This is a genomic window from Lysobacter sp. GCM10012299, from assembly GCF_042649405.1.
Taxonomy (GTDB): Bacteria; Pseudomonadota; Gammaproteobacteria; order Xanthomonadales; family Xanthomonadaceae; genus Lysobacter_J.
The window spans coordinates 423,915-436,083 of the sequence record NZ_JBHRZC010000004.1; the positions used below are offsets into that span (position 1 = coordinate 423,915).

A 12,169-nucleotide genomic window follows, 5' to 3' on the forward strand; every position below is an offset into this window, starting at 1 on the left:
CGCAGCATACCCACAGGACGCGAAACGGCGATGACGCCGCACCCACAGCCGCTCCCACCGCGCGTGCTTCTGGTCGAGGACGACCCGATCAGCCGCAGCTTCCTCGGTTCCGCCCTGGCCGCCGTTCCGGCCGAGGTCGATGCGGCCGACAGCGTCGCCGCGGCCATCGCCCTGGCCTCCTCGCAGGACTACGCGTTGTGGATGATCGACGCGCGCCTGCCCGACGGCAGCGGCAGCCAGTTGCTGGCGCGGCTGCGCGAGAAACATCCAGGCACTCCCGCGCTCGCGCATACCGCCGCGCACGAGTCGACCATCCTCGATGCCCTGCTGGCGGCCGGCTTCGGCGAAGTGCTGGTCAAGCCGATGCCGGCTGCGACGGTCCAGGCCGCGGTGCGACGCATGCTGGGATTGTCCGGCGCAGCATCGACCACGCTGGCGGTGGCCGAAGACGGCCCGTTGCCGCTGTGGGATTACGACGCGGCGGCGCGCGCGCTCAACGGCAATCGCGCGCACGTCGACACGCTGCGCGGCCTGTTCGCACTGGAGCTTCCGAAGTCACTGCAGGCGATCACCGATGCCGCTGCGCGCGGCGATGCCGATGCCATGCGCGCCGACCTGCACCGGTTGCGCGCCAGCTGCGGTTTCGTCGGCGCGCTCAGGCTGGGGGCGGCAGTGGAAGCGCTGCATCGCGAACCGGCGTCGGCGACGTTGCGGCAGGCATTCGAACAGGCTGCGCGGGAAACTCACGATTCGCTGTAGCGGCGTGGCTGCCCGGGCTGATGACCTCAGGACGGCGACTCCACCGGGTCCGGCGGATCACGCCTGGCGGTAACGCGCCCCAGCTCGGCCAGCATCTCCCACGACTTCAGTCCGCGCGACCCCAGGTGATGGGCGAGCACGCCGCGCATCGCCCGTCGTAGGCCTTGCAGGTCATCGGCGTCCGGTTGCTGGTCATCGGCCAGCGACAGCAGCGCGCGGCCGGTCGCGGCACTGCTTCTGTCGCCGTGGCCGCGATCGCTGAGCAGCCGCCGTGCGCCGTGCTCCGGATCGAGGCGATAGCGCGCAGCCGGGTCGATCGGCGCGCCGTCGCCATCGTGGTGCCAGTCGAAGCCGAAGCCGAGCGCATCGAGCAGGTCGCGCTCGTAGCGGCGCAGCGTCCAGCCCAGCGGCTCGCCGGCGCCAATGCGCGCGCGGGCAAGCGCATAGGCGTCGTAGAGGTCCGGCGCGGGATCGTGGCGTGGCGCCAGGCGCAACGTCAGCTCGTTGAGGTAGAAGCCGGCCAGCATCGCTTCGCCGCCCAGTCGCGGCGCGACGTCGATGGCCTCGGCCGTGTTCAACCGCGCCAGTTCGCCCACCTGCACCGCATCGAAGCGAATGGACTGGAGCGGTTGCAATGCCGCGCGCAGCACCTGGCGCTTGGGCCCCTGCACGCCGCGTGCGACCAGTCCGATGCGGCCGTGGTTGGCGCTGAGCACTTCGACCAGCAAGCTGGTCTCCCGCCAGGGCCGCGCGTGCAGGACGAATGCGGGCTCGTTGCTCAGGCGCACGGGCCGGATCGGTCAGTCGTGATAGCCAAACGCCCGCAGCGCAGCTTCATCGTCGGACCAGCCCTCGCGCACGCGCACCCAGGTTTCCAGGAACACCTTGCTGCCGAACAGGCGCTCCATCTGCAGGCGCGCGCGCGAACCGATCTCGCGCAGGCGCTCGCCGCCCTTGCCGATCACGATCGCCTTCTGGCCATCGCGCTCGACCCAGACCACCGCGCCGATGCGCAGCAGGTTGCCGTCGACCTCGAACTTCTCGATCTCGACGGTGGTGGCATACGGGAGTTCTTCGCCGAGCTGGCGCATGAGCTGCTCGCGCACCATCTCGCCGGCAAGGAAACGCTGGCTCTTGTCGGTGATTTCGTCTTCGCCGTACGGCGCGTCCTGCTCGGGCAGTTGCGCCAGCACCGTTTTCACCAGTGCTTCCAGACCGCTGCGCTTGAGCGCGGAGATCGGATGCACGCCGGCGAAATCACGACCGTCGCTGACCTTGGCCAGGTACGGCAGCAGCGCGGCCTTGTCCTTGAGCCGATCGACCTGGTTGACGACCAGCACCACCGGCACGCCGGCATTCTTCAGGGCGTCGTACGCCAGGGCGTCGTCGTCCTCCCACTGTCCGGCGCGAACCACCAGCAGTGCGGTGTCGACGCCTTCCAGCGCACCGCGCGCGGCGCGGTTCATCCAGCGGTTCATCGCACGCTTCTGTTCGCGGTGGATGCCGGGGGTGTCGACCAGCAGCAGCTGGCCTTCCGGAAAGGTGGCGATGCCCAGCAGCTGGTGGCGCGTGGTCTGTGGGCGATTGGAGGTGATGCTGACCTTGGCGCCGACCAGCGCGTTGACCAGGGTGGACTTGCCGACGTTGGGACGGCCGATGACGGCGACGTGGCCGGCGCGATGCGTGGGGGTGTTCATTGGTGAGATTGTCGGCCTGCGGAAGGCCAAGGGCAAACATATCGAGTAGCCCGGGTAAGCGCAGCGCACCCGGGGACCACCAGGCGCCAGCCCCCACCCTCAATCGTCGATCTTCAACCGCTCCAGCGCCACTTCCGCCGCGATCTGCTCCGCGGCACGGCGCGAGCCGGCCTCGCCCTGGGTGGTCAGCGGCGGCTGCACCAGGGTGCAGGTAACCACGAACGACTTGGCATGGTCCTCGCCGCTCTCGCTCAGCAGGGCGTAGACGGGCAACGGCTTCTGCCGTCCCTGCAACCATTCCTGCAGGCGGGTCTTGGCGTCCTTGCCCACCTTGTGCGGCGGTGGCAGGGCGGCGATCGCGCCCTCGAACCACGGCAGCACGGCAGACCGGCAGGCCTGGAAGTCCGAGTCGAGGTAAATCGCGCCGATCACCGCTTCCAGGGCATCGGCCAGGATCGAGTCGCGACGGTGGCCGCCGGACTTCATTTCGCCGGGGCCCAGGGTCAGGCGTGCGCCGAGTTCGAGTTCGCGGGCAATCGGCGCCAGGGCCGATTCGCGAACAAGTTCAGCCCGGGCGCGGGTCAGTGCGCCTTCGTCGGCGCGCGGCCAGCGGGTGTACAGCGCTTCGGCGACGATCAGGTTGACCAGGGCGTCGCCGAGGAACTCCAGACGCTCGTTGTGCGGTGCACCCGCACTTCGATGGGTCAGGGCCTGGTCGAGCAGGCCCTGGTCCGTGAAGCGATGGCCAATCCGGTCACTCATCCAGCGCGGAGCGACTGAGCAGCTGTTCGGCCGTGAAATGGCCGACGACGTCGATGTTGGCGATCAGCGGGCGACGCACTTCGTAATCCACCGACATGGTGTAACCGGCGTCCTTGCGGGCGATCTTGACGTTTTCCGGCTTCACGTTCTCAGCGTAGCTGATGTAGAGGCGACGGAAGAACAGGTCCTTGATCGAAGACGGATCCTTCTGGGAGATGCCAGCTTCCTTCGACAGCTCCTTGAGTGCCTCCTTCACCGCGAAGTACTCCGAGTACATCGGAATCACCTTCATGCCCATGTAGATGAACACGCCGGCCACTGCCAGCACGATGACGAACCCGATCAGGGTCATGCCGCTCTGCGTACGCTTCATTTGAACGATCCCCAGGTTTTTTGGTGTTGTCACCCCGGGTCGTCGCAGTCCCCTTCGACGACCCGGGCGGTGGTGCTTGGCCAGTACTGCGCGGGCAGTATTACTTGATCCTGCTGCCGATGCGTGAACGGTCGACGCCGCCGTCGAAGTTCATCCAGATCAGGAACGCCTTGCCGCGCAGGTTCTCCTCCGGCAGGAAGCCCCAGTATCGGCTGTCCTCGCTGTTGTCGCGGTTGTCGCCCATCACGAAATAGTGACCCGGCGGCACGGTCCAGTCGCCCTCGCCCTGGTCGAGGAACGGCAGGTTGGTCCGTTCCAGGACGTTGTGCTCGCGACCGAGCAGGTTCTCGCGCAGCTCTTCGGCCCCGGTCATCTCGGTGCCGTTGCCGACGCCCTGGTAGACGCCCACGGGGGCATAGCTCAGCACCTGCCCGTTCACGGTCACCTGGTTGTCGTGGTAGCCAACGCGGTCGCCGGGCAGGCCGACGACGCGCTTGATCCAGTCCTGGTCGGGGTGGTGCGGCGGGCGGAACACCACCACGTCGCCGCGCGCCGGTTCGCCCAGCGCAACGAACTTGTGGTTGTTGATCGGCAGGCGCAGGCCGTAGGTGAACTTGTTGACGAGGATGAAATCGCCCGTCAGCAGCGTCGGCATCATCGAGTTGGACGGGATGCGGAAAGGTTCGGCGACAAAGCTGCGCAGGATCAGCACCACCGCCAGCACCGGGAAGAACGCCTTGGAGTAGTCGACGACCACCGGCTCCTTGTCGTCATCCAGCAGGCCCTGGCGCGCGGCACGGCGCTTGGCCAGCCACAGCTTGTCGAGCAGCCAGACCAGGCCGGAGAACAGGGTCAGGACGACGAGGATGATTTCAAACCAACGCATGCGTGCTCCTCGGGAGAGCCGGGAATGGAGTATCGGGATTGGAGGAACGGAAAAGCGTGGGTTGGCGAGGGGTTACCCCCCGGCAACCTCTCATCCCGAGCATAGCGAGGGATCTGCTGTTCGTCATGGGCGGCATGAGGCTGGTCGATTGCCCGATTGCGTGCAGCCGCCCGGCGGCCGCGACGCCCTGCCTGGATGAGGACAGCGCCGGCATTACTTGTTGTCGACCTGCAGCACGGCGAGGAAGGCTTCCTGCGGGATCTCCACGCGGCCGACCTGCTTCATCCGCTTCTTGCCCTCTTTCTGCTTCTCGAGGAGCTTCTTCTTGCGGCTGATGTCGCCGCCGTAGCACTTGGCCAGCACGTTCTTGCGCATGGCCTTGACCGTCGAGCGGGCGATGATCTGCGAGCCGACGGCGGCCTGGATGGCAACGTCGAACATCTGCCGCGGAATCAGCTCCTTCATCCGCTCGCACAGGTCGCGACCGCGACGGTCGGCGTGGCTGCGGTGGGTGATGATCGACAGCGCGTCGACCTTGTCACCGTTGATCAGCGTGTCCACGCGCACGAACGGACCGGCCTGGAAACGCAGGAAGTGGTAGTCCAGAGAGGCGTAGCCGCGGCTGACCGACTTGAGCCGGTCGAAGAAGTCGAGCACGACTTCGGCCATCGGCAGCTCGTAGCTGATCTGCACCTGGCCACCCATGTACTGGATGCCGATCTGCACGCCGCGCTTCTCTTCGCACAGCGTGATCACGTTGCCGACGTAGTCCGGCGGCGTGAGGATGTTGGCGCGGATGATCGGCTCGCGGACCTCTTCGATCATGTTCACCGGCGGCAGCTTGGCCGGGTTGTCCATCGACACGATCGAGCCGTCGGTCTTGAGCACCTCGTAGACCACCGTCGGCGCGGTGCTGATGAGGTTGAGGTTGTACTCGCGCTCCAGGCGCTCCTGCACGATTTCCATGTGCAGCATGCCGAGGAAGCCGCAGCGGAAACCGAAGCCCATCGCCTCGGAGCTTTCCGGCTCGAAGCGCAGCGCGGCGTCGTTGAGGCGCAGCTTGTCGAGCGCTTCGCGCAGGTCCGGATAGTCCTCGGCATCAACCGGGAACAGGCCGGCGAACACGCGCGGCTGCATTTCCTGGAAGCCCGGCAGCGGCTTGGACGCCGGGTCGGCCGCCGAGGTCAGCGTGTCGCCGACCGGCGCGCCGTGCACGTCCTTGATCGCGGCATGGATCCAGCCCACTTCGCCGGCGCCCAGCTTGGGCAGGTCCTTGCGCTTGGGGGTGAACACGCCGACCTTGTCGACCTGGTGGGTGCGGCCGGTCGACATGACCAGCAGCTTGTCGCCGGGCTTGATCTCGCCCTGCATCACGCGCACCAGCGAGACCACGCCCAGGTAGTTGTCGAACCACGAGTCGATGATCAGCGCCTGCAGCTTGTCGGTGTCGCGCGGCTTCGGCGGCGGGATGCGGTGGACGATCGCCTCGAGCACGTCGACGACGTTCAGGCCGGTCTTGGCGCTGATCGCGACGGCGTCCTCGGCGTCGATGCCGATCACCGCCTCGATCTCGGCCTTCGCGCGCTCGATGTCGGCCGTGGGCAGGTCGATCTTGTTGAGCACCGGCACCACTTCCAGGCCCTGCTCCACCGCGGTGTAGCAGTTGGCGACCGACTGCGCTTCCACGCCCTGGGCGGCATCGACCACCAGCAGCGCGCCTTCGCAGGCGGCCAGCGAGCGGCTGACTTCGTAGCTGAAGTCGACGTGGCCGGGGGTGTCGATGAAGTTCAGGAAATAGGTCAGCCCGTCCTTGGCCTTGTACGGCAGGGACACGGACTGCGCCTTGATGGTGATGCCGCGCTCGCGCTCGATCGGATTGGAGTCCAGGACCTGCGCTTCCATCTCGCGGGCCTCGAGGCCGCCACAGAGCTGGATGATGCGGTCGGCCAGGGTCGATTTGCCGTGGTCGACGTGGGCAATGATGGAAAAGTTTCTGATCTGCTGCATGCGGGGCCGCGCGAGGCTAGCCGGTTCCTGGAAAATCAACGCGCGATTATCGCATACGCCCCGCTCGCACCGGCCCCACCCCCAGAAGCGCCCCGCGCGCCAGCCGGACGGGCAGGCACGCTGGGCCGCATCGGGCGGGCACCGGGCGACCGGGCTCAGCCCGCCTTGGCGGTGTCGTCAGCGGTGACCGCGATGAACTGGGTGCCGCCCTGGCGGCGCACCAGCAGCATCACCGTCTGGCCAGGCTTGACCGAAGCCAGCTCGCGGTCCAGCGCCGAGGCACTGGCGACCGAATTGCGCCCCACCGACAGCACCACGTCACCCGGGCGCAGGCCGGCCTCGGCCGCGGCATCGCCGGGGTTGCGCACCAGCACGCCCTCGTTGCCGCGCAGTCCCAGGCGCTGGCGATCGCCGTTGCTCAGGTCCTGGCCCACCAGCCCCAGTGCGTTGCCAGCGGACGGACGCGACTCGCTGCCACCGGCGGACGGTCGCGGCGCAGCGGAGTCGCCGGCCACCGTGGCGTCGAGTTCGTTGACCACGACCGACAGGTCGACGTTGCGACCGTTGCGGAACACGCTGACCTTGGCCTTGGTGCCGGGCGCCATCGAACCGATGATCGGCGGCAGGTCGCTGGATTCGTTGATCTCGCGGCCATCGACGGCGCGGATCACATCGCCGCGCTGGATGCCGGCCTTCTCGGCGGGGCTGCCGGGCAGCACGTCGGCGATGAGGGCGCCGCGGCTGTCGGGCAGGCCCAGGCCCTTGGCCGACTCGCTGGTGATCTGCTGCACCTGCACGCCGAGCTGGCCACGGCTGACCTTGCCGGTCGCGCGCAACTGCTCGGCCGCGCCCATCGCGACATCGATCGGGATGGCGAAGCTCACGCCCATGTAGCCGCCGGAGTTGCTGAAGATCTGCGAATTGATGCCGACCACTTCACCGCTGGTATTGAGCAGCGGGCCACCGGAGTTGCCCTGGTTGATCGCCACGTCGGTCTGGATGAAGGGCACGTAGCGCTGGTTGGCGTACGGATTGCTGCGCCCGACCGCGCTGACGATGCCGGCGGTGACCGAATGATCCAGGCCGAACGGCGAACCGATCGCGATCACCCACTGCCCGGCCCTGGTCGAGTTGGCATTGGCCATGCGCAGGAACGGCAGGTCCTTGGCGGCGATCTTGAGCAGCGCGACGTCGGACTGCTCGTCGCTGCCGATCACCTTGGCGGTGAACTCGCGGCGATCCGACAACTTGACCGTGACCGTGTCGGCGCCTTCGACGACATGGTGGTTGGTCATCACGTAGCCGTCGGCCGAAATCAGGAAGCCGCTGCCCATCGAGGTGCCGCCGCCGCGGGGGCCGCGCGGGCCGCCGGGACCACCCGGACCACCGGGGAATGGCATGTCGTCGCCGAAGAAGCGGCGGAAGATCTCGGGGATCTGCTCGTCGTCCGGCGCGCCGCGCACATTGCGCTGCGGCGCGGCTTCCGCCTGGATGTTGACCACGGCCGGCCCGACCCGCTGGACCAGGTTGGTGAAGTCCGGCAGTCCGCTCACCAGCGGCGCGGCCGGCGTCGCGGCCGGGGGCGGCGCGATCGGCGTGGCCGGCGGCTGCGCGGTGCAGGCGACCGGCAGCGAAGCGGCGATGGCGGTGACAAGGACCAGGGAACGAAGCGGACGGTTCATCGAATTCGGCCTCGGGAGAGATCGGATTGCACGGGGGTTGCGGGTGGGGGCGCCGTCAGCGACGGCGCCGGAGAAACCTGGCCGGCGTCAGTTGCGCGGGCCGGCCGAGTCGTTGTCGGTCACGCCTGACTGGTCGGCCGCCGGCGCCATGCTCGGCTCGAACGGATAGAACGAAGGCGAGGACGTGCCGGTGCCATAACTGGCCGTGATTCCGGAATTGCCGGAGTACTGCGGAAGCACCGCGCGCGGCCACGGCCTGGCGGTGGCTTCTGGGTGCTGCGGCTGGAACGGTTTGGGCGCGACGGACTCGGTGCCGGTGGAGGCAATCGCCGCTGTCGACGCAATGGCGGATACCGATGCCGGCGCGGCGGTCGCCACCGCCGTGGCGGGAGTCGACTGGCGGCTGGCACGCAATGCGGCGCGCTGGCTCTGGCTGCGCGTGGAGCGGCGCTCGGCCGCGCGGCGCGGCACTTCCACCGCTGCCACCGCGGCGGCGCCCAGGCCGGCCTGGTGGTCGGGTGCCTCAGGCGCGGCGGGAATGACGGGCGAAGGCACGGCCGGTGAAGGCGCGTCCGGCACGGTTGCGGCAGCCACCTGCGTGGTAGCGCCATCTGTTGCAGCCGGTGCCGTTTCGCTGGAGAACGGCCGGGTCACGAACAGGGCGGCAACGGCCACCGAGGCCGCAAGTGCACCGCCAATCCAGCCGCGCCGGCTGGCAGCCGCGCTGCGCCCGGAACGGCGTGAACTGACCGCAGTTGCGGCCGGGGCGACCGGCGCCAGTGCAGGCTCCTGCGCAATCGCCTGCGCGACACGGTCTGCGAAGCTGCTGCTCGCGATGGCAGTGGCCTGGCCACGCATCACGTCGCCATACAGTTGCCAGCGGCCGCAGGCCTGGCGCCATTGCGCGTCGTGTCCGAGCCGCTTCAGCGCGAAGCGGGCAGCGTCGCCCTGCAGTTCGCCGTCGAACAGCGCGCAGAGATTTTCACGTTCGTCAGTGGCTGGAGTGGCTGGCGTATTCATCGCTTCGAAGCTTCCGCAGAGTCGTTGTCGAGCAGGGGTCGAAGTTCGGCATCGATCGCTTCGCGCGCACGGAAGATGCGCGAACGGACGGTGCCGATGGGACAACCCATCTTCTGCGCGATTTCGTCATAGCTCAGACCGTCCACCTCGCGCATGGTGATGGCAGTCCGCAATTCTTCCGGCAGGGTTTCGACCACGCGCATGAGCGTGCGTTCAATTTCCTGCCGCAGCAGTTCATGTTCCGGCGTGTCGGTGTCGCGCAGGCGCGTGCCCGTGTCGAACTGTTCGGCATCGCCGGCGTCGATGTCGTCGGTCGGAGGCCTGCGGTTCTGTGCAACCAGGTAATTCTTTGCAGTGTTCACGGCGATCCGGTGCAACCACGTATAGAACTGGGCATCGCCCCGGAAGTTCGGCAGCGCCCGGTAGGCGCGTATGAAAGTTTCCTGGGCCACGTCCTGGCATTCGCTCCAGTCGGGGATGTAGCGCCCGATCAGTGCGGTGATCCGATGCTGGTACTTGCGCACCAGCGCATCGAAGGCCGCACTGTCGCCGCGCTGGACACGCTCGACCAGCTCCTGGTCCAACTCCACATCTTTGGGCAACGCTAATTCGGCCATACCGCGCCGGCACTCCTGTGGGCTCGGCCATGGCCGAACAATGGGACAACCCTGTCGGGGGAAAGTTCAATCACGATCATTAATGGGGTCGGGCCCTCCGGGCCGCAAGCGCCAAGGGTCAGGGGCGACCTGCAACCTGCGGCGGCCACCGGCAACGATCACCTCACGCCGAATCAGCGAGGCAACCGGGACACTCCGATTTGACGCCGGGGAAACATCCTCGGGATGATAGCGGTCTATCCATACCTGAACGAATGGTGCCGAATGATTGCTGGCCTTGACGGTCTTCGCTTCCAGCACTGGCAGACCGAGCTGCGTGCCGATGGCGTGCTGGTGCTGTCGTTCGACCGCGCCGGCGCGCCGGTCAATACCTTTGCCCAGGACGTCCTGATCGAACTGGACACGCTGATCGAGCGCCTGGCAATGGATCCGCCCAAGGGCCTGGTGCTGCGCTCGGCCAAGGCTTCGGGCTTCATCGCCGGCGCCGACATCAAGGAATTCCAGACCTTCGACGCCAAGGGCACGGTTGGCGATGCGATCCGTCGCGGCCAGCAGACCTTCCAGCGCCTGGCCGAACTGCCCTGCCCGACCGTCGCGGCGATCCACGGCTTCTGCATGGGCGGCGGCACCGAGATCGCGCTGGCCTGCCGCTACCGCGTCGCCAGCAACGATCCGTCGACCCGCATCGGCCTGCCGGAAGTGAAGCTCGGCATCTACCCGGGCTGGGGTGGCAGCGTGCGCCTGCCGCGCCTGATCGGTGCGCCCGCCGCGTTCGACATGATGCTGACCGGACGCACGCTGTCGGCGTCGGCCGCGCGCGCCAACGGCCTGGTCGACAAGGTCACCGATGCGTCCAGCCTGATCGACGTTGCCGCAGCGTATGCATTGCGCGGCAGCCAGCGTCCGTTCAAGCAAAGGGCACTGGCATGGGCGACCAACACCCTGCCCGCGCGCAAGCTGCTCGCACCGATGCTGACCAAGCAGGTCGCACGCAAGGCGCGCAAGGAGCACTACCCGGCGCCGTACGCGCTGATCAACACCTGGGCCAACAGCGGAGGCGGCATCCAGAACCTGCTGTCGGCCGAACGCAAGTCGGTGGTGAAGCTGGCTTCGACGCCGACCGCGCGCAACCTGATCCGCGTGTTCTTCCTGCAGGAGCGGCTCAAGGGCCAGGGCGGCAAGGAGCACGGCATCAGCAATGTCCATGTCGTCGGCGCCGGCGTGATGGGTGGCGACATCGCCGCATGGTCCGCCTACAAGGGTTTCAACGTCACCCTGCAGGACCGCGAGCAGCGCTTCATCGATGGCGCGCTGACGCGTGCGCAGGCGCTGTTCGAGAAGAAGGTGAAGGACGAAGCCAAGCGCATGGACGTGGCCGCGCGCCTGAAGGGCGACCTGGCCGGCGAAGGCGTCGGCAATGCCGACCTGGTGATCGAGGCGATCATCGAGAAGGCCGAAGCCAAGCGTGACCTCTACGCCGAACTCGAGCCGCGCATGAAGTTCGACGCGCTGCTGACCACCAACACCTCGTCGATTCCGCTGACCGAACTGCGCGAGCACATCGGTCGCCCCGCCCACTTCGCCGGCCTGCACTACTTCAACCCGGTGGCGTTGATGCCGCTGGTGGAAATCATCCACCACGACCGCGTCGCACCGCAGACGCAGCAGCGCCTGGCGGCATTCTGCAAGGCGATCGACAAGCTGCCGGTGCCGGTGGCGGGAACGCCGGGCTTCCTGGTCAACCGCGTGCTGTTCCCGTACATGCTCGAAGCGGCGACGGCCTACTCCGAGGGCATCCCGGGTGCGGCAATCGACAAGGCCGCGGTGAAGTTCGGCATGCCGATGGGTCCGATCGAATTGATCGACACCGTCGGCCTCGACGTCGCGTCCGGCGTGGGTGGCGAGCTGGCACCGTTCCTGGGCTTGCCGATTCCGGCAGCCCTGGCGACGCCGCCGCAGCAGGGAAAGCGCGGCAAGAAGGATGGCCAGGGCCTGTACAAGTGGGAGAACGGCAAGGCGATCAAGCCGGCCCTGCCCAAGGACTACCAGATGCCTTCGGACCTGGAAGACCGGCTGATCCTGCCGCTGCTCAACGAAGCGGTCGCCTGCCTGCACGACGGCGTGGTCAGCGATGCCGACCTGCTCGATGCCGGCGTGATCTTCGGTACCGGTTTTGCACCGTTCCGTGGCGGCCCGATCCAGTACATCCGCGAAACCGGCGCAGACGCGCTGCTGACGCGACTGCAGCAGTTGCATGCGCGTTACGGCGATCGGTTTGCGCCGCGCCCGGGTTGGGACAGTGGTGCGCTGCGCGGTTGATTGACGCGCAGGGCGACGTCCATGCATCCCCGCCTGCGCGGGGATGA

General features: G+C 67.7%; 11 protein-coding genes. 2 read left to right on the top strand and 9 right to left on the bottom strand.

Annotated elements, in window-relative coordinates:
* Positions 1 to 30 precede the first annotated feature (30 nt).
* Positions 31 to 759 (top strand): response regulator, encoded by a 729-nt coding sequence (locus tag ACFOPO_RS13030; protein ID WP_386703634.1) that lies wholly within the window; start codon positions 31 to 33, stop codon positions 757 to 759.
* Between the two features lie 26 nt (positions 760 to 785).
* On the opposite strand, the gene recO is transcribed toward ACFOPO_RS13030, so the two are convergent.
* From recO to rpoE, 9 genes are all read right to left on the bottom strand, one after another.
* Positions 786 to 1,547 (bottom strand): DNA repair protein RecO, encoded by a 762-nt coding sequence (gene recO, locus ACFOPO_RS13035; RefSeq protein ID WP_386703635.1) that lies wholly within the window; start codon positions 1,545 to 1,547, stop codon positions 786 to 788.
* 12 nt (positions 1,548 to 1,559) lie between these two features.
* Positions 1,560 to 2,456 carry a GTPase Era gene (gene era / locus ACFOPO_RS13040; protein ID WP_386703636.1) on the bottom strand — a complete coding sequence of 299 codons (897 nt, stop codon included), beginning with the start codon at positions 2,454 to 2,456 and terminating at the stop codon, positions 1,560 to 1,562.
* 99 nt (positions 2,457 to 2,555) lie between these two features.
* The gene (gene rnc, locus ACFOPO_RS13045; RefSeq protein ID WP_386703637.1) at positions 2,556 to 3,218 is read right to left on the bottom strand and encodes a ribonuclease III; all 663 of its coding nucleotides are present in this window, start codon (positions 3,216 to 3,218) and stop codon (positions 2,556 to 2,558) included.
* Entirely contained in the window at positions 3,211 to 3,591 is a 381-nt protein-coding gene (locus ACFOPO_RS13050; protein ID WP_386703638.1) for a DUF4845 domain-containing protein, read from the bottom strand. Before ACFOPO_RS13050 ends, rnc begins: the two co-directional genes overlap by 8 nt.
* Before the next feature lie 100 nt (positions 3,592 to 3,691).
* Positions 3,692 to 4,477, bottom strand: a complete 786-nt coding sequence (gene lepB / locus ACFOPO_RS13055) for a signal peptidase I (RefSeq protein WP_386703639.1) — start codon at positions 4,475 to 4,477, stop codon at positions 3,692 to 3,694.
* 213 nt (positions 4,478 to 4,690) lie between these two features.
* Positions 4,691 to 6,484: a translation elongation factor 4 gene (lepA, locus tag ACFOPO_RS13060; RefSeq protein WP_386703640.1), complete on the bottom strand. Its 1,794-nt coding sequence runs from the start codon at positions 6,482 to 6,484 to the stop codon at positions 4,691 to 4,693.
* 155 nt (positions 6,485 to 6,639) lie between these two features.
* Entirely contained in the window at positions 6,640 to 8,166 is a 1,527-nt protein-coding gene (locus ACFOPO_RS13065) for a DegQ family serine endoprotease (RefSeq protein WP_386703641.1), read from the bottom strand.
* Between the two features lie 87 nt (positions 8,167 to 8,253).
* Positions 8,254 to 9,186 (bottom strand): sigma-E factor negative regulatory protein, encoded by a 933-nt coding sequence (locus ACFOPO_RS13070; protein ID WP_386703642.1) that lies wholly within the window; start codon positions 9,184 to 9,186, stop codon positions 8,254 to 8,256.
* The gene (rpoE, locus tag ACFOPO_RS13075) at positions 9,183 to 9,803 is read right to left on the bottom strand and encodes an RNA polymerase sigma factor RpoE (RefSeq protein WP_386703643.1); all 621 of its coding nucleotides are present in this window, start codon (positions 9,801 to 9,803) and stop codon (positions 9,183 to 9,185) included. The genes ACFOPO_RS13070 and rpoE overlap by 4 nt, the downstream gene beginning before the upstream one ends.
* 264 nt (positions 9,804 to 10,067) lie before the next feature.
* On the opposite strand from rpoE, the gene ACFOPO_RS13080 reads away from it, so the two are divergent.
* Positions 10,068 to 12,122 carry a 3-hydroxyacyl-CoA dehydrogenase NAD-binding domain-containing protein gene (locus ACFOPO_RS13080; protein ID WP_386703644.1) on the top strand — a complete coding sequence of 685 codons (2,055 nt, stop codon included), beginning with the start codon at positions 10,068 to 10,070 and terminating at the stop codon, positions 12,120 to 12,122.
* The last annotated feature ends 47 nt before the right edge of the window (positions 12,123 to 12,169 follow it).